Origin of the sequence: Salinibacterium sp. (genome assembly GCF_031364185.1) — a bacterium.
Lineage (GTDB): Bacteria > Actinomycetota > Actinomycetes > Actinomycetales > Microbacteriaceae > Rhodoglobus.
This window is the reverse complement of sequence record NZ_JANLVV010000003.1, coordinates 25,960-49,283: the sequence shown is the minus strand read 5'-3', so window position 1 is coordinate 49,283 and position 23,324 is coordinate 25,960. Positions and strand designations below refer to the sequence as shown.

Here is a 23,324-nt window from a genome sequence, read left to right as displayed (position 1 = left end):
GTACCTGTGTCGTGAGATGACGAATCTGTCCCTCCCGAAAATTGGGCAGCTTTTCGGAAACCGTGACCACACCACTGTCATGTACGCAAATAAGAAGATCACAGAGCTGATGAAGGAGCGAAGGTCAATTTACAACCAGGTTACCGAACTGACCAGTCGCATCAAACAAAACCACCGGTACAAATCCTGAGTTTCCACACCGTGTGAAAGACCTGTGGATAAGTACCTCGACGCGCCGCGGTGCCTGTTGATACAAAAATTACCCCTGTGGAGTTCACACGCCAGTGGTTCCGGGTAAGCGTGCGTGATCATGAGTTAACACAGTGATCAGTGCACAACTCACACGGTTGTAGTTTCCGCTCAATGACACATTTTCACTCAGTTATGCACAGACTTCACAGTGGTTAACAATGTTGTTCTTTATAAAGAAGTATTGGGCAGGGAGTCAACCTATGGTCAGAGCTACTGCAGCCTGTGCCAGTATTAACCGGCCAGACCACTGACGCGTGAGGAGCGAACTACATGAAGTTCCAGGTCAATCGCGATGTGTTCAGTGATGCTGTCTCATTCGCCGTAAAACTTTTACCGCAGCGAACGACCCTCCCGATCCTGAGTGGCGTGCTCATTGAAGCTGCTGGCGACGGGCTCGTGTTGTCATCCTTCGATTACGAGGTGTCGGCTAGAACTGAAATCAGTGCGAAGGTCGATGAGCCAGGCCGAATACTGGTGTCAGGCAGGCTCCTTGCGGACATCGCTAGCAGGCTCCCGAACGCGCCCGTTACTTTCACCACACAGGATGGCCGCATTACTGTCGCCTGCGGTGCCGGTCACTTCACACTGCTCAGCATGCCCGTTGAGGAATACCCGACCCTCCCGCAGGTGTCGGACCGAGCGGGGGTTTTGAGGGCCGAGGACTTTTCCGCCGCCATCGCCCAGGTTGCCGTTGCTGCATCTCGTGATGACGTGACGCCCGTTATCACCGGTGTGCAATTGGAAGTCTCCGAAAACAGTGTTTCCCTGGTTGCGACCGATCGGTATCGGGTAGCCGTTCGCGAAATCGCGTGGGACGCGGGCAACTCTGGCGTGGAAACTGCCACCGCGCTGGTGCCGGCTCGTACCTTGGTAGAGATCGGCAAGACCTTTGGCCACAGCGGGAATATATCCGTGGCAATAACCAGCTCCGATGATCGTGAACTGATTGCATTCCAGGCAGACAAGAAAACAGTTACGTCGTTGTTGATCAAGGGAAATTTCCCACCGGTGCGTCGGCTTTTTCCTGACTCTGTTGACAACTTCGCCGTAATCAACACCGCCGAACTCATCGAGGCGGTGCGCCGAGTATCTCTCGTTCTCGAGCGCGAAGCCGCGCTTAGGTTCACCTTCTCAAGCGAGGGCGTTACCCTCGAAGCGATTGGGTCAGAGCAGGCGCAGGCATCCGAGTCCATTGATGCCTTTCTTACGGGAACCGACACCGTGGTGTCGTTGAAGCCGCAATTCCTGCTCGATGGCCTTACGTCGGTGCATTCAGAATTCGTTCGTATTTCCTTCACTAAGACGGATAACCCCAATAAGCCGGGCCCGGTGTTGATCACCAGCCAGTCATCGAAGGACCAGCCTGGCGCGGACAACTATAAGTACCTACTTCAACCCAACTTGTTACTGCGATAGCGACTAACTGCTCCTGAGGAGTGTCACGATGCACATTGGCATCATCGGCCTGGGAAAAATGGGCAACAGCATGCGCGAGCGACTGCGCTCCAGAGGTGTGTCGGTAACCGGATACGACCCCAACGCCGAGGTGAGCGATGTCGGAAGCCTCATTGAGCTTGTTTCCGCGCTTCCCACGCCAAGAGTGATTTGGGTTATGGTGCCGTCTGGCAGGATTACGGATGACGTGATCCGTAGCGTGGCCGATGTTCTTAGCCCGGATGACCTGGTCATCGACGGAGGAAACTCGCGGTACACCGAAGACGAGTTGCACGGATCCTTTCTCGCAGAGAGGCGCATCCGGTTCCTCGACGTAGGAGTGTCCGGAGGAATTTGGGGCTTGCGCAACGGTTACGGGCTCATGGCGGGTGGAGAGCCGGCCGATATCGAGCTGGCGATGCCGGTATTTGATGCCCTGCGTCCGGATGGCCCACGAGACGAAGGCTTCGTGCATGCGGGCCCTATCGGCGCTGGACACTACGTGAAGATGGTCCATAACGGCATCGAGTATGCCCTTATGCAGGCGTGGGCCGAGGGATACGAATTGCTGGAAAGTCGCAAAGACCTCGTTACCGACGTCACTGGCTCATTGAAGGCCTGGCAGCGCGGCACCGTAGTGCGATCGTGGCTACTTGAGCTGCTCGTGAAGGCGCTGGAGGAAGATCCCGAATTCCAACACATCAGTGGCTACGTGGAAGATTCAGGCGAGGGTCGCTGGACAGTTCATGACGCCCTCGACCGCGGCGTGGCCGTGCCAACCATCAGCGCGGCAATTTTCGCCCGGTTTGTGTCGCGTCAGAAAGATTCGGCCTCCATGAAGGCCGTTGCTGCGCTTCGCAACCAGTTTGGTGGCCACGCTGTACGCAAGAGCTGAATCGCCGTCCACTCGTGATCGTCACCCATCTCACCCTCACTGACTTCAGGAACTACGAGAATCTCGACGTCGACCTCCAGCCAGGAGCAAATCTGTTCGTGGGCAGCAACGGGCAGGGTAAAACAAACCTTGTCGAGTCGTTGGGATATCTGAGCACTCTGGGATCCCATCGGGTGTCGAGTGATCATGCGATGATCCGGCAAGGACAGGATTCCGCGGTGGTCCGCGCCCGTCTTGTGCATGGGCAGCGTGAGGTTCTCGCGGAGGTCCAACTGAATCGATCTGGCACCAACCGCGCCCAGATTAACCGCTCGGCGATTAAGACGCGCGAATTGTCGCGGTACTTCTCGAGCGTACTTTTTGCCCCTGAAGATCTCGCCCTCGTGCGCGGCGATCCATCAGGTCGCCGCCGATTCATGGACGAGCTGCTGGTTTTGAGAACACCCAGGATGAGTGCCGTCATAGCCGACTACGAGCGGGTGCTGCGCCAACGCAACACCCTTCTCAAGTCAGCTCGTGGTGCGCGCGGTGACCTATCGACCCTCGATATCTGGGATGAACGGCTTGTCATCCTGGGCTCCGAGATCATCATGGCCCGCAGCGGGCTTGTAGATGAACTTGGGCCCGAAGTATCGTCCGCTTATTCGACGATAGTTGGGTCAGATCACGGGGCACGCCTGTCGAGCCAGCTCAGCATTTTCGCCGCCAGCCACACTGATGGTCCGGGAGATAGCGAGGCGACTAGGTCGGGTCCACTTCTGTTGTCCGTAGTCACGGAGGGTTTTCGTGGTGCCCTGGTGCGTCTGAGACGCTTGGAGCTAGATCGGGCCATCACCCTTGCGGGCCCGCACCGTGATGATGTGGTGCTCGAACTGAACGGTATGCCCGCTCGAGGGTACGCGAGCCATGGTGAGTCATGGTCTTTCGCGCTCGCCTTGAAGCTGGCCTCAGCCGCTGTGCTCCGGCGCGAATCCTCCACGGGAGATCCGGTACTCATTCTTGATGATGTTTTTGCTGAGCTCGACGAATCGCGCCGAGGCCGCCTGGCTGCCGCTGTGGGCAATTTCGAGCAAGTGCTTATCACCGCGGCAGTATTTGACGATGTCCCCGAATCGCTCGCAGGAAACATAGTTCGCATAGTGGCGGGGCGAGTGGTCACAGATGACTCGTGATGATGCTCTCGACGAACGAGTTGATGGTGAACGAGGCGATAGCGACGGGGACGATCGTGCCGTCGGCAGCGGCCGCGATGAGCATGTCGCCGTCTACCTGCGCTTTCGGCAGATTTTTGGTGACCCGGCCACCCGATCGGCGACCGCACGCAAACGGAAAAAGAATAAAAGGGAGGGCGCAAGTGTGCCCTTCGGTGACGGTCGTGACCCTCACGGCATCGGGGACGTGATTGATGGCCTGGCTTCGAAAATGGGATGGACTTCCCCGCTCGCACGATCCGACCTGCTGGCGTCGTGGCCCGGCATAGTCGGCACAGAGACGGCAGAGCATTCCACTCCCGCGGGCATTGTCGAAGGTCTCTTGACGGTGAAATGCGACTCCACCGCGTGGGCAACCCAGTTGAGGCTGATGAGGTCCCAAATCACCACCACGATCGCAGCCAAATTTCCGGATGCCGGAATCGACTCGATTAGGTTCGAAGGCCCCAACGCCCCCTCCTGGAAACGCGGCCCCAGATCAATTCCAGGCCGGGGTCCACGCGATACCTACGGGTAGCAGGGCAAAACTGGTCACCCTACACACGAAAAGTCCCCAGATCACGGAACGGCCCCCTGTGGGATCTTCACTTTGGTAGACTTGGGATGGCCGTCGGGAGCCCTTCCCCTGTGGAGATCCCTACCCCGGATGGCGAGCACCGAATCGGCAGGAGCCCAATTTCAGATGACAGACAGCGCGCGCGGCAATGGCGGACTCCCGATTGACCTACCCGTTTCGTCCACTCCGACACCCGATCTCGCCGACGACGCGTCTGCGCACGGGGTCATCTCGAATGGACATGTCGCGGCAGACAGCTACGGCGCTGACCAGATCCAGATTTTAGAAGGGCTTGAGGCTGTACGGAAGCGCCCCGGTATGTACATTGGCTCGACCGGCCCCCGGGGGCTTCACCACCTCGTCTACGAAGTGGTCGACAATTCGGTGGACGAGGCGCTGGCTGGTTACTGCGACAACATCGACATCTGGATCCGGGCGGATGGCTCGGTTCGAGTACGCGACAATGGCCGTGGTATCCCGGTCGACATGAACCAGCAGGAGCAGAAGTCGACCGTCGAGGTCGTGATGACGATTTTGCACGCTGGCGGAAAGTTCGGTGGGGGCGGGTATGCCGTCTCGGGCGGACTTCACGGCGTAGGCATCTCCGTGGTTAACGCCCTCTCAAGCGAGGTCGATACCGAGGTGCGTCGCCAGGGTCACGTGTGGCGCATGAGTTTCAAGGATGGCGTGCCGACAGGCGACCTGAAAAAGGGAGAATCGTCGACGGAGACGGGAACCCAGCAGACCTTCTGGCCCAGCAAGGAGACGTTCGAGACTGTTGAGTTCGAGTATGAGACCCTCCGTGCCCGTTTTCAGCAGATGGCATTCCTCAACAAGGGCCTGCGCCTGACCATCACCGATGAGCGCGGTGAGGAGGAAGTGTCGGAGAGCTACATGTACGAACGCGGACTGGTCGACTACGTGGAGTACCTGAACAAGACCAAGAAGAACGATCTGATCCACCCGGATGTGATTGCGTTCGAGTCCGAAGACACGGAAAAAAAGATCTCGCTCGAAGTGGCGATGCAGTGGACGAACGGCTACACCGAGAGCGTTCACACCTACGCCAACACCATCAACACGCACGAGGGTGGAACTCACGAAGAGGGATTCCGCGCTGCCCTGACCACACTCGTGAACCGCTACGCTCGCGAGAAGAACATCATCAAGGAGAAGGATGAGAATCTTTCGGGGGACGATGTGCGTGAGGGTCTTACCGCGGTCATCTCCGTAAAACTTGCCGAACCGCAGTTCGAGGGCCAGACCAAAACCAAACTCGGTAACACCGAAGCAAAGGCTTTCGTGCAGCGCCTCGCTGGCCAGCAGCTCGGTGACTGGTTCGATCGCAACCCGACGCAGGCGCGCGATGTCATCCGCAAAGCGATCCAGGCCTCCCAGGCCCGCATCGCCGCCCGCAAGGCTCGCGAGCAGACCCGCCGTAAGGGGCTTCTCGAGTCGAGCGGGATGCCCGGCAAACTGCGTGACTGCTCGAGCAAGGACCCTAGCCTCTCTGAGATCTTCATGGTCGAGGGTGATTCCGCAGGCGGTTCGGCGGTACAGGGCCGAAATCCCGAATTCCAGGCAATCCTCCCACTTCGCGGCAAGATCCTGAACGTGGAGAAAGCACGACTCGATCGCGCTCTCGGTAACGCGGAGGTCCAGGCCATGATCACCGCATTCGGCGCCGGCGTGGGAGAGGACTTCGACCCCACCAAGGCCAGATACCACAAGATCGTGCTGATGGCTGATGCCGACGTCGATGGCCAGCACATCACCACGCTATTGCTGACGCTGTTATTTCGGTACATGCGCCCACTCATCGATCTGGGTTACGTCTATCTGGCGCAGCCCCCGCTCTACCGACTTAAGTGGAGCAACGCACAGCATGAATATGTCTACAGCGACCGCGAGCGAGATGCTCTGGTCGAACTGGGGCTGGCCTCCGGCAGGCGCATGCCGAAAGACAACGGGATCCAGCGCTATAAGGGTCTGGGTGAGATGGACTACAAGGAACTATGGGAGACAACAATGGATCCCGCCACTCGCACCCTGTTGCAGGTGACCCTGGATGACGCCGCTGCTGCCGATGAGATCTTCTCGACCCTTATGGGTGAGGACGTAGAGTCGCGGCGAAACTTTATCCAGCGCAACGCCAAAGACGTCCGCTTTCTCGACATCTAGACCTCTCAATTCTTAGGTTTTCTAATCTTTAGGGCACAACCATGGCTGATGTAACAGAACCAGAAGAGCCGATCTTCGCCGATAAAGTGCTCGATGAGACGCACGACAAGGTCACGCAGGTTGACCTGCAGCTGGAAATGCAGAGGTCCTACCTCGACTATGCGATGAGTGTAATCGTCGGGCGCGCACTACCTGAGGTAAGGGATGGGCTAAAGCCCGTGCACCGGCGGGTAATCTACGCGATGTATGACGGCGGGTACCGGCCGGATAAGGGATTCTCGAAGTGCACGCGCGTCATCGGCGACGTGATGGGGCAGTTCCACCCTCACGGGGATTCGTCGGTCTACGACGCACTGGTGCGGCTGGTGCAGCCATGGAGTCTGAGGTACCCGTTGGCTCTCGGCCAGGGAAACTTCGGTTCTCCCGGCAACGATGGCGCTGCGGCGCATCGTTACACCGAGACCAAGATGGCACCGTTGGCCATGGAGATGGTCCGTGACATCGAGGAAGATACGGTCGACTTCCAAGACAATTACGACGGCAGAACCAAAGAGCCCACTGTTCTGCCGAGCCGCCTCCCCAACCTGCTCGTGAATGGTTCTGTTGGGATTGCCGTCGGGATGGCTACAAACATCCCTCCTCACAACCTGCGCGAGGTTGGCGAGGGAGCACTCTGGCATCTGGCCAACCCCGAGGCCAGCAGGGAGGAGCTTCTCGAAGCACTCATACAGCGGGTGAAGGGCCCTGATTTCCCGACCGGTGCCCAGATTCTTGGCCTCAAGGGGATCCAGGATGCCTACCGCACAGGACGCGGTTCCATCACCATGCGCGCCGTTGTCAACGTCGAAGAACTTCAGGGTCGCACCTGCCTCGTGGTCACCGAGTTGCCCTACCAGGTCAACCCAGATAATCTCGCGCTGAAGATCGCCGACCTCGTTAAGGACGGCAAACTCGCGGGCATCGCTGACATCCGGGACGAGACATCCGGCCGCACAGGCCAGCGCCTGGTGATTGTGCTCAAACGTGACGCGGTCGCCAAGGTCGTTCTCAACAATCTTTATAAGCACACCCCGCTGCAGGAGAATTTCGGCGCGAACATGCTGGCTATTGTCGACGGTATCCCTCGCACCCTGTCGATAGACGGTTTCATCACCGCCTGGGCAACCCATCAGATCGAGGTCATTGTCAGGCGCACGGAGTTCCGCCTGCGCAAGGCCGAAGAGCGCGCACATATCCTGCGGGGATATCTGAAGGCTCTCGATGCACTTGACGACGTCATTGCCCTGATTCGTCGCTCCTCTACCGTGGAAGATGCCCGCGACGGGCTTATCGCGCTGCTGGATATCGACGAGATTCAGGCCCGCGCCATTCTGGAGATGCAGCTTCGCCGACTCGCAGCACTGGAGCGACAGAAGATCGTCGACGAGCACGACGCGATCGAACTTGAGATCGTGGAGTTCAGATCTATCATTGCCAGCCCGCAGCGCCAGCGAGACATCATCAGCGAGGAGCTCACTGACCTCATCGCAAAGTACGGTGACGATCGCCGCACAGAGATCATGTTCGGCTTTGACGGTGATATGAGCGTGGAAGACCTTATTCCCGAAGAGGAAATGGTCGTCACCGTCACCCGCGGCGGCTACATCAAGCGCACCCGCAGTGACAATTACCGCAGTCAGCATCGCGGCGGCCGGGGTGTCAAGGGCGCCCAGCTTCGCGCCGACGACGTGGTGGATCACTTCTTCGTGACGACCACCCATCATTGGCTGTTGTTCTTTACGAACACGGGCCGGGTCTATCGCGCCAAAACGTACGAACTGCAGGAAGCCGGCCGCGATGCCAAGGGCCAGCACGTTGCCAACCTGCTTGCGATGCAGCCCGGTGAGGAAATTGCACAGATACTCGACATTCCTGACTATGAGGCGGCGAAGTATCTTGTACTCGCCACCCGAGGTGGTCTCGTGAAGAAGACCGCTCTGACCGAGTACGACACGAATCGTACGGGCGGAATCATCGCGATTAATCTGCGCGAGGGTGACGAGGTCGTCTCGGCGATGCTGGTTGAAGAGGATGCCGATGTGTTGCTCGTGTCACGCAAGGGCATGTCTATTCGGTTCACGGCCTCTGACTCAGCCATGCGTCCCATGGGCCGGTCGACCTCAGGCGTCATCGGAATGCATTTCCGCGAGGAAGACCAGTTATTGTCGGCGAGCGTTGTCAGCGACAGCGGGTACGTGTTCGTGGTGACGGAGGGTGGCTACGCCAAACGCACCTCCGTCGACCAATACCGGGTACAGAACCGCGGTGGGCTGGGCATCAAGGTGGCGAAGTTGGCCGAAGCCCGGGGCGACCTGGCGGGCGCTTTGATTGTGGGCGATGAGGACGAAGTTCTGGTGGTTCTTGCCAGTGGCAAGGTGGTACGCTCGTCTGTCGCTGAGGTCCCGGCCAAAGGGCGAGACACCATGGGCGTGGTCTTTGCCCGCTTCGCGGACGATGATCGGATCATCGCCATTGCCCGCAACAGTGAAAGAAATCTAGAGAACCAGGAATCCGAGGAGCCGGTCGATACCGACCAGGTCGTCGTGGAATCCGCCGGGAAAGGCGAGTCGCCAGATGAGAGTGTCCGATGAGTAGCGTCGCAGAGAAGCTTCAACGCAAATCACAGCGCCAGGTCGCCACCAAGCAGGTTCGCCTAAAACTCGTCTACATCGACTTCTGGTCGGCGGTGAAGTTTTCGTTCCTGATTGCTCTGTCGCTCGGCATCATCCTGGTGATTGCCACCATCCTGGTGTGGATTGTGCTCAACTCGACGGGCATTTTCGGCAGCCTCGATAAGGTTCTTAAGGACATTCTGGGGGATCCAAACTTTAGTGTGACGGCTAACCTCTCGCTCGCGAAGGTCGCCCTCTTCGCCGTGGTGATTGCCATCCTGAACGTTGTCGTGGGCACGGCGTTGGGTGCGATCGCCAGCATGCTTTACAACTTCAGTGTCAGGATCACCGGTGGACTGCTCGTGGGGTTCACTAATAACTGATCGCTCGCACGGTGCCGCGATAGCGCAGTGAGCGTTGCCGACTACACGGTGCCGATTACAAGGAACCGGCCGGGATAAGATAGGTTCTTATCTGGTCTGGGGGATATAGCTCAGGCGGTTAGAGCGCTTCGCTGATAACGAAGAGGTCCGAGGTTCAAGTCCTCGTATCCCCACTGGAATCTTCATAAGAGATTTCTTCACCTGAAGTACCGGGAGTCGCGGTGCCCTCCGGCACAGCGATTCGCGGGGCCTTAGCTCAATTGGTAGAGCGCCTGCTTTGCAAGCAGGAGGTCAGGGGTTCGATTCCCCTAGGCTCCACATATGGACATTCGGGTCGCCGCGTACGGCGTCATTGTCGTTGACGGCTCCATACTGCTTACCCACTGGCACGAGGGGCGCCGGTGGTCGCTTTCCGGCGGTGGAGTCGAGGAGCGTGAGCAGCCGGTGGATGCTGCGATCCGTGAGATTCGCGAAGAGACCGGGTTCACGGCAGCGGTCGGAGGCCTGCTGAGCGCCGACTCGATCGTGATTCCGGGCCCCTCGCGCCAGGGAACCAGCAGCGAGCCGCTACATTCGTTCCGGATCGTGTACGAAGCGATGGTCGTGTCTGGCGAACTGGCGCACGAGATCGGCGGCTCGAGTGATGAAGCCCGCTGGGTGGCCCTGGACGACGTAGGCGCCCTCCCCCGTGTCAGCCTGGTCGATATCGCTCTGGGGGCCTGGCACGCTAAGCGTTCCACACCTCGGACCCACTGACCGGCTGTTGTTGGGCTCAGCTCTCGTTCGCGAGAGGGAGTGGTGCGACATCTTCTTCGACCCACAATTCATCGTCGGCGCGAAGGGTCTGCCACGCGGCGTAGGCCACGACGGCGAAGGCGACGACGCCGATACCAATAAGGATGTATTTGCCGGGGCCGGCCGCGGGCTTCGGCTGGATGATGCCTACGCGGGTGCCGACATCAGTGCCGATCTTCGAGGCCCGGTCGAGGGCATCCCGAACCTGGTGGTTTTTCGCCACCTCTATGGCCGCCAGGGCTGCACCGAGCGCGGCCGTTGCGTTGGGAATGACCTCATCGGTAATGCGATGGCGGGTGTTGCTCGCCGCCGAACGCGCTCCGGCGATGCCGCTCTCGGCAGCGGACCGAGCTGACGAGACGACGGGGCGAAGTGTGTCGTCGTACCTGTCGCGAATTCTCGGGCTCACCTCTTCGCGTGCATAGTGCGACGCCTGGCGGCGAGCCTCGCGAACGACGAGGTTGGCGTGATCCAGGAGCTCTTTCTGATCGTCCCACAGGTTTGCGGCCTGGCTTTTCAGCCTGGTGAGCTCTTTGCGGCGCTTGCGTGATAGTGCCATGAGGAAAACCTCCAGTGGAGAATCGAAACGTCTGTCAATACTGTCATGCCGGGTGGATGAGAGGTACTACGTTGCCTCGGAGGCGACAGGGTGATAACGGGGTTTCAGTGAAGACCACTATGCAAGAATTGAGACCATGCATACAGCAGTTGCGACCATGAAGACTTCCCTCGGCGATATCACCCTCAACCTCTTCGGCAATCACGCCGTCAAGACAGTTGCTAATTTCACGGGGCTCGCCTCGGGAACCATCGAATGGACCCACCCCGCCACCGGCAAGGTCTCGAAGGATAAGCTGTACGACGGTGTGGTGTTTCACCGCATCATCAAGCAGTTCATGCTGCAGGGCGGTGACCCGCTCGGACAGGGCACGGGCGGGCCTGGCTTTGAATTCGATGACGAGATTCACCCTGACCTGAACTTCTCGCAGCCCTACGTCCTGGCGATGGCCAACGCCGGCACACGCGGTGGCAAGGGCACCAACGGTTCACAGTTCTTCATCACTACAGTCCCCACCCCGTGGCTGCAGGGTAAGCACACGATTTTCGGCGTCGTGGCCGATGAGGAGTCCAAGCGCGTGGTCGACGCGATTGAGGCTGTCGACACCGACGGTCGCGATAAGCCGCTCACCGATGTCGTCATTGAGAGCATCACCCTTAGCCAGGCCTGATCCTCGGTGACGACCGCGCCGAACTATTCGGCTAACCACTGTTACCGGCATCCCGACCGGCAGAGCTACATTCTCTGCCAGCGGTGCGGTCGGACGGTGTGCACCGATTGCCAAACCCAGGCTGCGGTCGGGGTGCACTGCCCCGAGTGCGTCAAAGAGGCCCGCGCCGGGGCTCCACGCCGGAGACCAAGAATCCTTGGCTCGCTGCGCCGCTCGAGTGACACACCCGTCGTGACGTACGGCCTGATCGCGGTGACGGTCTTGGTCTATCTGCTGCAGATCCTTCCCGGAAGCACGGTGACGGATGCGCTGCTGTATTACGGCCCGTACACGTACAGCGAACCGTGGCGCATGATGACAGCCCTGTTCGTGCACTCTGAGGGTTCGCTTCTACACATCCTGTTCAACATGTTTTCGTTATTTATCTTTGGGCCGATACTGGAGGGGCTTATCGGGCGCGCGCGGTTCCTGGCTCTGTATCTTGTCAGCGGATTCGGCGGGTCCGTGGCTGTTCTGCTTCTGGCACCAACCACTCCCGTGGTCGGCGCTTCCGGCGCAATCTTCGGTCTGCTCGGCGCGTACTTCGTCATCCAGCGCAAACTTGGCGGCAATAACGTCCAGCTGCTGATCGTCATCGGGCTGAACCTCGTGATTGGATTCCTGCCGGGCACCAATATCGCCTGGCAGGCACATGTCGGTGGCCTCATCATCGGCTGCGCCGTTGCTCTGGTCTACCTCAGAACGAGGAGAATCGACCAGAAAGTGTTGCAGATCGCACTCGTCGCAGGGATTGTCGCGGCCCTCATCGCACTCACTCTGCTGAGGCTGTTCGTCCTGTGACCAGGGAAGTTATCCACAGGCTTTCCACAGTGGGTATAACTACACAGTTGTAGTTACTGGTCCGTGAAAGCGAAGGTGCTGGTCAGCGCCAGCGAGTCGTCATCAGGAAGCCGATGAACATGATCCCGAAGCCGATCAGGATGTTCCAGGAGTTCAGATTCGGAATCGGAAGGGTGTTGTTGCTGACGTAGAAGACAATGATCCAGATGAGGCCGAGAAGCATGAAACCGAACATCACGGGCTTGAACCACACAGCGTTGGGAGCCTGCTCACCCGTGCGAGCTTCGACGGGGCGGTCGGTTTTTGTGCGTGCTGTCGTTCGGGCCATGCGCAAGATCTTAGCCTGATCCGGGTGGCAGTAGGCTGGCACTCCGGGATTCGGGGCCGTCAGGTCGGTTTAGAATCGTGCCATGACCATGGCACGCGGTCGCCCGGATAAACGCGGCGCCGAGACGAGAACGGCGAAGCCCCGCCCTCGGCTCAGCATCCTGGGGGTGCTGGGCGAACTGCTGATCACCGCCGGAGTGGTCGTGCTGCTGTTTTTGGGCTGGCAAGTCTGGCTCGGGAACCTGATGAGCAGCGGTGCGCAGGCCGTCGAGGCACGGGCGCTCAGCCGGAGCTGGAGTGAGGGTGGCCCCGCGAGACCCGCAGCATCCACGGAGCGACGGGATCCCGGCCCCCCACCCGTGCAGACCGCGCCTGACGATGCTGCGCAATTCGCGAATATGATCGTCCCAAGATTTGGCACCGACTACACCAGGCCTGTGGCGCAGGGGATCAACGCCGACGTGCTGCGCGCGGGCGTCGGTCACTATCCAGGAACGCAGATGCCGGGCGAGGTGGGCAATGCAGCCTTCGCGGCTCACCGCACGGGTAACGGATCACCCTTTTTTGATATTGAGAAGCTGCAGGTTGGCGACTCGATATACATTGAGATGGCGGCAGGCTGGTACCGCTATGTGTTCCGAAGCCTGGAGTACGTTCCGGCGTCGGGCGTGGGGGTGCTCGATCCAGTTCCGCAAGCAGCAGGAGTGATACCGACCGACCGCCTACTTACCCTGACCAGTTGCAACCCGGTGTTCACCGCATCCGAACGCATCATCATGTACTCCCTCTACGACACCTGGTACCCCCGCGCCGACGGTCCACCGCCCGAGATCGCGCTGCTCATGCAGCCCGGAACGGTCGGCTGATGTACGGGGCACTGTGGCGAATGCTTCCCGGCCCCTGGTGGGCGCGGGTTGCGATGCTCCTACTTCTCGTGGCTGCCGTAGCGGTGGCCCTCGTGTTCTGGGTATTCCCCTGGGCCGACCATTTCATCACCCCTCAGGAGGTCACGGTGGAACAACCATGACACGCGTTCTCGTCATCGATAACTACGACAGCTTCGTTTACACGCTCAATGGGTACCTGATCCAGCTGGGTGCCGAAACCGAGGTGCTCCGCAACGACGCATTCTCAATGGATGCCGCGGCCGATGTCATTCGCGACTACGACGCCGTGCTGCTGTCGCCCGGCCCCGGAACGCCGGCGGATGCCGGGGTGAGCATTCCGATCGTCACCGCGGCGCTGACATCGGGCCAGCCGCTACTGGGAGTGTGTCTCGGCCACCAGGCGATCGCCGAGGCCGTCGGCGCAACCGTCACACACGCGGACGAGTTGATGCACGGCAAAACCTCGATGATCGAGCACGATGGCAGCGACTTCTATGACGGGGTACCCCAGCCGTTCCGCGCGACGAGGTATCACTCTCTCGCTGTCATCAATTCGACAGTTCCGTCCGAGCTGGTGGTGACGTCGCGCACCCAGGGTGGTGTCATTATGGGGCTTCGGCACGAGAGTCAACCTGTCTTCGGCGTGCAGTTTCATCCCGAATCCGTGTTGACCGAAGGTGGCTACCGGATGCTCGGTAACTGGCTCGCGGTCGCCGGGCTGCCCTCAGCGGCAGAAACGGCTCGCGGGCTGAATCCTCTCGTCAGACTTTAGAGGCTCGGGCTTTAGAAGCTCAGACTGCTGGAAGTCAGCCGCTGCAGACGCGCAGGGTGACCGCGGTCTTCTGCGGCTGCTCGCCGGAGGCTGACTGGCCCGAGACGGTTCCGCCGGAGCATCCTGTGTCGATTTTCACACTGACGGGAATTTGGAGCGCGGCGAGAATGCCGCTCGCGTCTTTGATAGTTTTGCCGGCCACGTCGGGGATGCTGACTAGGCCGTTAGAGACGATCAGGTTGATCAGATCTCCCTCGCGAACGGCTTTGCCATCGGCAAGACTCGCTCCCGCGGCAGGGTCCGAGCGGATGACGACACCATCGGCCAGGTCTGGGGAGTAGTCGCGGGTTGTGGCGCCGTAGACGAGCTTTCTTGCTTCTATCGCGGCGATCGCGGCCGCCTCCGGCATTCTCGACACATCAGGCACGGCCACAGCCACCTCGCCGGAAGAGACGTACACCTTGACCTGAGTTCCGGGTGAGACGGGGATGCCCGCCTCCGGGTCTGTGCGGATGATGACGTTCTCGGGGATGTCAGAACTGGGTTCCGAGAACTTCTGCACGACAAGGTTGCTGCCCTCCAGCGTTGAAGTCCCCTCCTCGAGGCTCTGGCCGATGACGCTCGGAACTTCCGTCGACAGGTTGGGGGCGAGATTGGTCGGGGACAGGTTGAACGTCCAGAAGATCACGGCGACGATCACCACGACCATGGTGGCGATACCAGCCCAAATCCAGGCGACGGGGGGGCGATTTTGGGTTCGTACCAGTCGATCGTCGCGGTCCACCGTCAACTGGCGAATTGCCGCTTCGGATCCTGCTGTCGACGTGGGGTTGACGCCAAAGAGGGTGCTGTTGAAGTCATTGATCGCCAGCTGCTTACGAGCCGGGACTGACCCCGCTGCTGCGGTGTCGACATCTGCCCTGAAGTCGGCGGCACTTTGGTAGCGGTCGAATCGATCCTTGGCCAGCGACCGCAGCACTACCGCGTCAAGCGCCGGTGATACTCCCGGGTTGAGGGCGCTCGGCGGTACTGCCTCAGAGTTCACGTGCTGGTAGGCGACCGCCACGGGGTTCTCGCCGCGGAACGGCGCGCGGCCTGTGAGGAGCTCGAACAGCACGATGCCGGTCGAGTAAAGATCGGTACGGGCGTCCACTGTCTCGCCGCGGGCCTGTTCCGGTGAGAAGTACGAGGCCGTCCCGACGATCGCGCTGGTCTCGGCGATGGTGGCCGACGTATCGGAGATGGCCCTTGCGATGCCGAAATCCATCACCTTTACTTGGCCACTTTTCGTGATCATGATGTTGCCCGGTTTGATGTCGCGGTGCACGACCCCGGCACGATGCGAGTATTCGAGAGCGGTCAGTACCTGGCCGATGATGCGGCACGCTTCGGCGGGGTCGAGAGGCCCGTCGGCGACGATGTCTTTCAGCAGGCGCCCATCGACATATTCCATAACGATGTAGGGCACGAGTGTCTCGGTGCCGTTACCGTCCTTGACGGCTTCCTCGCCGGCGTCGAAGATTCGGACAATGGTCGGATGCGCCATTTTGGCAGCATCCTGCGCCTCGCGTCGAAACCGGGTGCGGAAGGCTGGATCGTGTGCCAGCGAGGGCTTGAGTAGTTTGACGGCCACGCGCCGCCCGAGCCGGTTGTCGGTGCCGGCATGCACATCGGCCATGCCACCTCGACCGAGCAGATCACCGATCTGGTACCGCCCGGCGAGCTCGCGCACGCCCTGTGCAAGACCTTCGATCACGTGCGTTCTCCCGGCTGTGGCTGGATACTATCTTCGCCAGTGTAACCGCTGGCCTACGGGCAACCCCGTGCTGCGGCATGACCGTTAGGGTCCCGTTACGACCGTGACGGAGGTGGAATCTGATGTGGGCGACTCAAAGTCGGTGCACACGGCGGTGTAGGTCACAGAGGTGGTGTCGCCTACCGTGCTCGAGATCGTGACCCCGACAGAGGTATCAGCCGCTGGGCGGTTCGCGCCGCCGGTGACGAAGGTTCCTTTGCTCAACTGGACGTTAAATCCGCTCAACGGATGACCTGCCGGACAACCCGCATAGGTTGTCCAGGTGAAGGTCACCACGGTGCCCGGGAGGTAGGGGCCGGACGACGCCGTCATGGCCGACGGCTTGGGAGCGGAAGGCGGTTCGGGAATCGGGGAGTAGAACGACACTGTAATGACCTCGCCAGCACGAACGTTGCCGGAGGGGGTGACGCTGTACGCGAGCCCTTCCTCTTCCGGGGTTTTGGCCACCGTTCCGTCGCGTGCATCCAGGGTCAGGTTGAGCTCGGCCAGCCGCTCCTTCACGACGTCTTGGGTGCGGCCGATGATCTCCGTCGGGTCCAGCTTGATTTTGTCGCTCGCGGTGGGAGTGGTCGACGAGGGCACCGGAGCGCTCGACGAGTTGGCGGAGGGAGGGGTGTTCGAGGGTGTCGCCCTTTTCTCGGGACTGGCGACGAGAGCGATGATCGTTCCCACAAGCACCAGCGCGAGGAGAGAGATAAGGATGACAAGGGGCCACGTCCACGGATTGCGGCGCTTTGCCTCGAGAGGTGCCACCGGGGTTGCGACGGCGTTCTGCGTGGTGAGCACTCGGGTCGCCTGGGTGTTTTGGCCATAGTTAGGGCCGACCGTGGCGGCGAGAGTGCCATCGCCGAGAACGCCGGGTACCGCCGCCGCCGCCGCCGCGACGTCTCCTCGGCGCAGTGCCTGCGCGGCTCGGGCGAGGTGGGCTGCCGAGGCCGGACGATCCGCGGGGTTCTTGGCCAGGCACGCGTAGACCAGGTTGCGGACGGGGTCGGCGACCGAGACAGGAAGTTCGGGCGGAGTCTCGTTGATCTGCGCCATCGCAATGGCGACCTGAGACTCCCCGGTGAAGGGGCGCCGACCCGCGAGAGACTCGTAGGCAACAACCCCCAGCGAATAAAGATCGGTACTGGGCGACGCAGGATGACCGCTCGCCTGCTCGGGAGAGAGGTACTGCACCGTGCCCATGACCTGGCCGGTCGCGGTGAGCGGAACCTGGTCGGCTATGCGCGCAATGCCGAAGTCGGTGATCTTGACGCGGCCGTCCGGGGTGATCAGCAGGTTGCCGGGCTTGATGTCGCGATGCACGAGCCCTGCCGCGTGTGCGGCCTGGAGGGCGGCCGCAGTCTGTGCCACGATGTCGAGAACGCGGTCGCTCGAGAGCACGCGTTCGCGCTCGAGGATGGCGCTCAGCGCCTCGCCGGGAACGAGCTCCATGACGAGGTAGGCACTGCCGTCTTCTTCGCCATAATCAAATACATTGGCGATGCCCTCGTGGTTGACCAGTGCCGCGTGGCGCGCCTCAGCGCGGAATCGTTCCAGGAACCCAGGGTCGCCCAGGTATTCGTCTTTGAGAATCTTGATGGCGACGGTGCGACCGATGACCAGGTCAGTCGCCTGCCACACCTCACCCATTCCACCGATGGCGACGCGGCTCGACAGTTGGTAACGGCCTCCGAATGTGATCCCGCTCGAGGGTCTCATTTTTTCAACACCGCCTCTAGTACCTGTTTGCCAATCGGGGCCGAGATTCTGCTCGACAGGCCGTCCTGCCCCAGACCCCCGCCGTTTTGCACGACGACGGCAACGACAACCTCAGGATCTGCTGCCGGAGCGAAACCGGTGAACCACAGGGTATAAGGATCACCCGCGTCGTTCTCTGCTGTACCGGTCTTACCCGCGACGTCGACCCCGTCTATTGTGGCAGTATTCGCGGCCCCGTTGGCGACCGATGCCACCATGAGTTCCGTCATCTTGGCCGCGGTTTGCTGGCTCATGGCCTGCCTGAATATCTCAGGCGAGAATGTCTCGATCGGGTTGAGGTCTGACGACATGATGCCCTCGACGAGGTTCGGTTTCATAATCATGCCTCCATTAGCTATTGCCATCGATACCATCGCCATCTGTAGCGGGGATGCCCGCACACTGGACTGCCCGAAGGCGGACAGCATTGTCTGTGGTTCGTCGAGCACGCGAGGGTAGACGCTGGGAGTCGAGCTGAGAGGAATATCGATGCTCTCGTTGAAGCCGAACTTCGTGGCCTGCTCGAGGATCGCGCGGTAGCCGAGTTGCTGGCCGAGCTCTGCCATCGGGATGTTGCATGAGAGGCGAATGGCGGTGGCGATCGTGGCGGTGTCGCCGGAGCCGCAGGCGGCACCATCGGAGTTGCTGATCTGGAAGCTCGACTGGGGCAGCGTCAGCGTGGCCGGGTTCGGGAAGGCGCTATCGGCCGTAAACGCTCCACTGTCGATCGCGGCGGAGGCGACCACGAGCTTGAAGGTCGATCCCGGTGGGTCGAGCGCGCCGGCAAGAGTGCGGTTGAAGAGGGGACCGGCCGGGTCGTCCAGCAGCTGGTTGTAGGTTGCGATGACCTGCTCAGAGTCATGAATCGCGAACAGGTTAGGGTCGAAAGTGGGCTTGGACACCATGGCGATGATCTCACCGGTCTTGGGGCGGATGGCAATGACGGCCCCCTGGTAGTCACCGAGAGCATCCCATGCCGCCTGCTGAACGACGGGGTCGATGGTCAACTCGACCGAGGCACCTTTGGAGTTCTGGCCGGTGATGATCGCGTTGACCTGGTCGAAGAATTGGGTATTCGAGGTTCCGCTGAGGTAGCTGTTCAGGGCATCCTCCAGCCCCGTGTTGCCCTGGTTGAGGGTGAGATAACCCGTGACCGGCGCATACAGCGGGCCGTTCGTGTATACCCGCTGGAACTTGAACTCATCATCGGCGGCCTGCGAGAACGCGATGGGCTGGCCATCAACGAGAATCGGCCCGCGCTCGGCCGAATAGCTGGCGTAGAGCGTGCGCGAGTTGCGAGCATCCGCTTTCAGTTCATCCACGGCAAGCACCTGGATGACCGAGCTCGAGATGAACAGGGCCACGAACATCAGCAGTACCACCGTACTGACGCGCTTCAGCTCCTTAGTCACTGGCCCACCACCAGTCGTCTGTCTTCCAGCGGATCCACCACCAACAGCGGTTGGTTTCTGACCGAGTCGGAGAGTCTGAGAAGCAGAGCCGCGATGATCCAATTGGCGACCAGCGACGAACCGCCGGCCGCGAGGAAGGGTGTGGTGAGGCCGGTCAGCGGGATTACCCTCGTGACGCCGCCGATCACGACAAAGACCTGAAGAGCGATGACGAAGGAGAGGCCGACTGCGAGGAGTCGCCCGAAGTCATCCTGGCCGGCGAAGCCGATTCGGAACCCGCGGGACACGAACAACAGGTAGAGCCCGAGGATTGCAAAAACCCCGATGAGCCCGAGTTCTTCTCCCAGGGCAGAGATGATGTAGTCACTCTCGGCGAGAGGGGTGATCTCCGGGCTGCCCTGCCCGAGCCCGGTGCCGATGATTCCGCCATCCGCAAGGCCGAACATTCCCTGAACCAATTGGTAGCTGCCACCCACCGCGTCGTAGATGTCGGGATTGAAGGCGTCAAGCCAGGCATCCACTCGACCGCCGACGTAGCTGAGGGTCTGGCTGGCGACAAACGCTCCCACGAAAAACAATCCGAGCCCGAGGACAATCCAACTCGAGCGCCCGGTCGCAACGTAGAGCATGACCAGGAAGAGGCCGAAGTACAGCAACGCGGTGCCGAGGTCGCGCTGCACGACCAGCACAAGCATGGATGCTGCGAAGACCACCAACACGGGGCCGAGATCGCGCGCTCGCGGAAACTGCATGCCCAGGAACCTGCGGCCCACCATGGAGAGGGAATCGCGCGCCGTGACCAGATAGCCGGCAAAGAAGATTGCCAACGCAACCTTTCCGAGCTCACCGGGCTGGAACGAGAACGGGCCAACTTTGATCCAGAGCTGGGCGCTGGTGCCGAGATCGCTTCCGATGATCGGAAGCATCGGAAGCACGAGCAGCAGGATCCCGCTGGCCATCGCAATGTAGGTGTATCGCTGCAACACCCGGTGGTTGCGCACGAGCAGCAGGACGGCGATGGCGATCACGATCGAGAGCGCCGTCCAGGCCACCTGTCGCACCCCCCCGTTGTCCCAGCCTCGCAGATCGAACGCAAGGTCTACGCGATAGATCATGGCGATGCCCAGGCCGTTGAGCACGGTGGCGATGGGCAGGATCAGTGGATCGGCATCGCGGGCGACGACCCGCAGAACGACATGCACGGCCAGAATCAGCACCCCAAGCATCCCGACCAACACCAACATGGTCGAGTCGAGTGTGCCGAGCGCGCCCAATTGGACGAGGGCAACCGTGCCGAGATCGATGCTAATCGCGAGCACTAGCAGCGCCAGTTCAAGATTGCGAAGCTTTGCCGGCACCTTCAGGCGCAGTCGAATTGTCGACGTGAACGTCGACAATGCTCCGGATTCGTGTGCGGTAGTAATCTCAGGGCTTCCGTGAACTGGTCAACTGGTCGATGATGCGCTGGGCATCGTCAAGATCGTCGGCATTGATGGTCGCCTCGACAGTTTCGCGCTGGTATGCCGGTAAATCACTCACCTGCAGGGTGGTCGTCTTATAGACGTGGGACAGCGAGATGGGGCCGATATCCTGTTGCACGCCCTGGAAGATCGTGACCCTGCCGTCCTGGGCGCCGACGAAGTAGTGACGCTGGGTGAACTCGTAGCCGATCACACAGGCGGCGATGATCAGCCCGGCCACGATCACCACGAACGCGAGCCAGCCCACGCGGCGCCGAATCTCGCGGCGCCGGTCTTCCAGGATCAGTGCCGTCAGGTAGTCGTCTGATTCCGGCTCGAAATGGCTATCGTCGGGCTGGGCGGCCTTCAGTGGATGAAGCAGCAGGCTCGGCAGACGCATTGGTCTGCGCACCACCTCATTCTCGAAGACCAGCGGAACTGCGGCGGATCCGACCGTGATCGGGGGAACGTGAGCGGAATCCCCGGACTCATCAATATCAACGATGACGACGGTGACATTGTCTGGTGCACCGTGGTCGAGACTGTCTTTGACCAGTTTCTCGGCGGCGGCCTGGGCGGCGGGGATTGTCGACAGCGCCAGGTGCATCTTCTCATCGCTGACGTAACTGCTGAGGCCATCAGAGCACAACAGCCAGCGATCGCCGGGTCGGGTTTCGAGCACCGTCGTATCGATCTCGGGCGACGCGTCGACGTCGCCCAAGACGCGCATGAGAACCGATCGGCGCGGGTGAACCGCGGCCTCCTCGGCCGTGATGCGGCCGCTATCGACGAGGCGCTGCACGAAAGTGTGGTCTGCGGTGACCTGGGTGAGCACGGTGTCGCGAAGCAGGTAAATGCGCGAATCGCCAATGTGGGCGAGCGCGATCTTGTTTTCCACGCGCAGGATGCCGCTGACCGTCGTGCCCATGCCGGTCAGTTCTGAGTGCTCGAACACCGTCTCGGCAAGCAAGGAGTTGGCGGCGAGTAGTGCCGTGCGCAGCGCGAACTCGGCGTCATGGGCTGAGGAGTAGAGTCTGTCGGTTTCAGAGATGCGCTTCACCGCAATCGCCGAGGCCACGTCGCCTCCCGCGTGGCCGCCCATTCCGTCGGCGACGACGAAAAGAAATTGCCCGGCATATCCGCTGTCCTGATTGTTACTGCGGACTTTGCCGACGTGCGAAACGGCCGCACTTTTACCCGTCGTGGCCATTCACCTACCGCCGAAGTTCGAAACTCGTGGTACCGATCTTGACCGGTGTGTTCAACGGCACCTGCGTGGGAACGAGAACTCGAGTGCCGTCCAGGAACGTGCCGTTGGTCGAGTCTAGGTCCTGGATCACCCACCCGTCACCCCACAGCAGCAGGCGTGCATGATGCGTGGAGGTGTAATCGTCGCGGATCACCAGCCCGGATTCATTCGAGCGCCCGATGGTCATGGCTTCGTCGGGGAGGTCCATCTGGAGGCCCGCCTTCGCCCCCGTGGTGATGACCAGGCGGCGGGCATCCACTGAACTGGCGACACCGGATGCCGGTGACTGGGGCCGCGACATCTGCTCTGTGACGGGCGCCGGGGCAGTGAATTGCGGCGCGACTACCGCGGCCGCCGGCGCCGCTGCCGCGGCGGGCAGGCGCCGAACTTTCTGGCCGAACAGGTCGGAGCGCAACGCGTAGACGATCGCGAAAACGAATCCCCAGAGCACCACGAGGAAGGCAATCCTCAGGATGAGGAGGGTCAATTCACCCATCAGCGAGCGCCATCCCGCAGGTCAGACCCGCGCAGATCAGAGAATTGGTCGACATCGGCTGATTGCGCGAGCACCCGGAACACAATCCGGGTGCGGCCGATGTCAATCACCGAGTCGGGTGGCAGGGGTGCCCTCGAGACTCTGACGCCATTCAGCAGCGAACCATTGGTTGACCCGAGGTCGTTGACCTCGGCCTTCGCGCCGTCCCACAGGATCTCAACGTGCTTGCGGGAGATTCCGGTGTCATCGACGGGAATGGTCGCATCACTGCCCCGGCCGATGATCGTGCGTGAGTGCGTGATCGGGTGGCGAGCGCCGTTGATATCCAGCACCGGAGTCCACGCGACGGTGCCCTTGACGTTGACCGACTGTATCTCGATCATTCCCTGGCTGAGCGTCGGATCCTCGGACAGTCTGATCGAGATGCCACCCGCAAACGAGTAGTGCTGCGCCGCAGCATGTTGTTGCACGAGTTGGGTCAACTCGTCGATGAGGGTCGGGCCGAGCCCGGTCATCCGGTCAAAATCTACGCGGTTGAGGCGGACAGTGAACTTATTGGGAACGAGAATGCGGTCGCGCGACACGACGGCGGCCTTAGTGTCAAGTTCCCGGCGCAGGGCGCTGGTGATCTCGACCGGCTGCAGTCCACTCCTAAAGGTCTTGGCGAATGCACCGTTGACGGCGCGCTCGAGACCTTTTTCGAAGCTGTCCAGAAGACCCAAAACTCTCCTCATC

The 23,324-nt window shown here is 60.8% G+C and carries 23 protein-coding genes and 2 tRNA genes; 16 read left to right on the top strand and 9 right to left on the bottom strand.

Annotation, left to right across the window (positions count from 1 at the left end):
* The 11 genes from RMN95_RS00490 to RMN95_RS00440 form a co-directional block, all read left to right on the top strand.
* The coding region (locus RMN95_RS00490; protein ID WP_309615017.1) for a helix-turn-helix domain-containing protein at positions 1-190 on the top strand (190 nt) is incomplete at its 5' end.
* A 332-nt stretch (positions 191-522) separates the two neighbouring features.
* Positions 523-1,668, top strand: coding sequence for a DNA polymerase III subunit beta (dnaN, locus tag RMN95_RS00485; RefSeq protein WP_309615016.1), 1,146 nt, complete (start codon positions 523-525; stop codon positions 1,666-1,668).
* 28 nt (positions 1,669-1,696) lie between these two features.
* Positions 1,697-2,581: a phosphogluconate dehydrogenase (NAD(+)-dependent, decarboxylating) gene (gnd, locus tag RMN95_RS00480; RefSeq protein WP_309615015.1), complete on the top strand. Its 885-nt coding sequence runs from the start codon at positions 1,697-1,699 to the stop codon at positions 2,579-2,581.
* Between the two features lie 14 nt (positions 2,582-2,595).
* Positions 2,596-3,753, top strand: coding sequence for a DNA replication/repair protein RecF (recF, locus tag RMN95_RS00475; RefSeq protein ID WP_309615014.1), 1,158 nt, complete (start codon positions 2,596-2,598; stop codon positions 3,751-3,753).
* Positions 3,743-4,309 carry a DciA family protein gene (locus RMN95_RS00470; RefSeq protein WP_309615013.1) on the top strand — a complete coding sequence of 189 codons (567 nt, stop codon included), beginning with the start codon at positions 3,743-3,745 and terminating at the stop codon, positions 4,307-4,309. Before recF ends, RMN95_RS00470 begins: the two co-directional genes overlap by 11 nt.
* A 165-nt stretch (positions 4,310-4,474) precedes the next feature.
* On the top strand, positions 4,475-6,529 hold the full coding sequence (gene gyrB, locus RMN95_RS00465; protein WP_309615012.1) for a DNA topoisomerase (ATP-hydrolyzing) subunit B: 2,055 nt from the start codon (positions 4,475-4,477) through the stop codon (positions 6,527-6,529).
* Positions 6,530-6,570: 41 nt separating this feature from the next.
* A complete protein-coding gene (gyrA, locus tag RMN95_RS00460) occupies positions 6,571-9,159 on the top strand; it encodes a DNA gyrase subunit A (protein ID WP_309615011.1) in 2,589 nt (862 codons plus the stop codon).
* On the top strand, positions 9,156-9,563 hold the full coding sequence (locus tag RMN95_RS00455) for a DUF3566 domain-containing protein (RefSeq protein WP_309615010.1): 408 nt from the start codon (positions 9,156-9,158) through the stop codon (positions 9,561-9,563). Before gyrA ends, RMN95_RS00455 begins: the two co-directional genes overlap by 4 nt.
* Positions 9,564-9,662: 99 nt before the next feature.
* Positions 9,663-9,736: transfer RNA gene (locus RMN95_RS00450), tRNA-Ile, on the top strand.
* Positions 9,737-9,808: 72 nt separating this feature from the next.
* Positions 9,809-9,881, top strand: a tRNA-Ala gene (locus RMN95_RS00445).
* Positions 9,882-9,884: 3 nt separating this feature from the next.
* Positions 9,885-10,319, top strand: a complete 435-nt coding sequence (locus RMN95_RS00440; protein WP_309615009.1) for an NUDIX domain-containing protein — start codon at positions 9,885-9,887, stop codon at positions 10,317-10,319.
* A 16-nt stretch (positions 10,320-10,335) separates the two neighbouring features.
* On the opposite strand, the gene RMN95_RS00435 is transcribed toward RMN95_RS00440, so the two are convergent.
* Positions 10,336-10,917, bottom strand: a complete 582-nt coding sequence (locus RMN95_RS00435; RefSeq protein ID WP_309615008.1) for a hypothetical protein — start codon at positions 10,915-10,917, stop codon at positions 10,336-10,338.
* Between the two features lie 136 nt (positions 10,918-11,053).
* On the opposite strand from RMN95_RS00435, the gene RMN95_RS00430 reads away from it, so the two are divergent.
* Positions 11,054-11,587 carry a peptidylprolyl isomerase gene (locus RMN95_RS00430; RefSeq protein ID WP_309615007.1) on the top strand — a complete coding sequence of 178 codons (534 nt, stop codon included), beginning with the start codon at positions 11,054-11,056 and terminating at the stop codon, positions 11,585-11,587.
* Between the two features lie 231 nt (positions 11,588-11,818).
* Positions 11,819-12,427 (top strand): rhomboid family intramembrane serine protease, encoded by a 609-nt coding sequence (locus RMN95_RS00425; protein WP_309615006.1) that lies wholly within the window; start codon positions 11,819-11,821, stop codon positions 12,425-12,427.
* Between the two features lie 82 nt (positions 12,428-12,509).
* Here the strand turns inward: RMN95_RS00425 and RMN95_RS00420 are convergent, their stop codons facing one another.
* A complete protein-coding gene (locus RMN95_RS00420) occupies positions 12,510-12,755 on the bottom strand; it encodes a cell division protein CrgA (RefSeq protein ID WP_309615005.1) in 246 nt (81 codons plus the stop codon).
* Positions 12,756-12,837: 82 nt separating this feature from the next.
* Between RMN95_RS00420 and RMN95_RS00415 the strand changes: the two genes are divergently transcribed.
* From RMN95_RS00415 to RMN95_RS00405, 3 genes are read left to right on the top strand one after another with little or no spacing between them, the layout of a single operon-like run.
* The gene (locus tag RMN95_RS00415; RefSeq protein WP_309615004.1) at positions 12,838-13,620 is read left to right on the top strand and encodes a class E sortase; all 783 of its coding nucleotides are present in this window, start codon (positions 12,838-12,840) and stop codon (positions 13,618-13,620) included.
* Positions 13,620-13,781 carry a hypothetical protein gene (locus RMN95_RS00410; RefSeq protein WP_309615003.1) on the top strand — a complete coding sequence of 54 codons (162 nt, stop codon included), beginning with the start codon at positions 13,620-13,622 and terminating at the stop codon, positions 13,779-13,781. Before RMN95_RS00415 ends, RMN95_RS00410 begins: the two co-directional genes overlap by 1 nt.
* Complete coding sequence (locus tag RMN95_RS00405; RefSeq protein WP_309615002.1) at positions 13,778-14,413, top strand: glutamine amidotransferase-related protein; 636 nt, start codon at positions 13,778-13,780, stop codon at positions 14,411-14,413. Before RMN95_RS00410 ends, RMN95_RS00405 begins: the two co-directional genes overlap by 4 nt.
* Positions 14,414-14,447: 34 nt before the next feature.
* Here the strand turns inward: RMN95_RS00405 and pknB are convergent, their stop codons facing one another.
* From pknB to RMN95_RS00370, 7 genes are all read right to left on the bottom strand, one after another.
* Entirely contained in the window at positions 14,448-16,169 is a 1,722-nt protein-coding gene (pknB, locus tag RMN95_RS00400) for a Stk1 family PASTA domain-containing Ser/Thr kinase (protein ID WP_309615001.1), read from the bottom strand.
* An 84-nt stretch (positions 16,170-16,253) separates the two neighbouring features.
* A complete protein-coding gene (locus tag RMN95_RS00395) occupies positions 16,254-17,933 on the bottom strand; it encodes a protein kinase domain-containing protein (RefSeq protein ID WP_309615000.1) in 1,680 nt (559 codons plus the stop codon).
* Positions 17,930-19,384: a penicillin-binding protein 2 gene (locus RMN95_RS00390; protein WP_309614999.1), complete on the bottom strand. Its 1,455-nt coding sequence runs from the start codon at positions 19,382-19,384 to the stop codon at positions 17,930-17,932. The genes RMN95_RS00395 and RMN95_RS00390 overlap by 4 nt, the downstream gene beginning before the upstream one ends.
* Complete coding sequence (locus RMN95_RS00385; RefSeq protein WP_309614998.1) at positions 19,381-20,781, bottom strand: FtsW/RodA/SpoVE family cell cycle protein; 1,401 nt, start codon at positions 20,779-20,781, stop codon at positions 19,381-19,383. Before RMN95_RS00385 ends, RMN95_RS00390 begins: the two co-directional genes overlap by 4 nt.
* A 28-nt stretch (positions 20,782-20,809) precedes the next feature.
* Positions 20,810-22,054, bottom strand: a complete 1,245-nt coding sequence (locus RMN95_RS00380; protein WP_309614997.1) for a protein phosphatase 2C domain-containing protein — start codon at positions 22,052-22,054, stop codon at positions 20,810-20,812.
* A 4-nt stretch (positions 22,055-22,058) separates the two neighbouring features.
* Positions 22,059-22,589, bottom strand: coding sequence for an FHA domain-containing protein (locus RMN95_RS00375; protein ID WP_309614996.1), 531 nt, complete (start codon positions 22,587-22,589; stop codon positions 22,059-22,061).
* Entirely contained in the window at positions 22,589-23,311 is a 723-nt protein-coding gene (locus RMN95_RS00370; RefSeq protein WP_309614995.1) for a DUF3662 and FHA domain-containing protein, read from the bottom strand. Before RMN95_RS00370 ends, RMN95_RS00375 begins: the two co-directional genes overlap by 1 nt.
* Positions 23,312-23,324 lie beyond the last annotated feature (13 nt).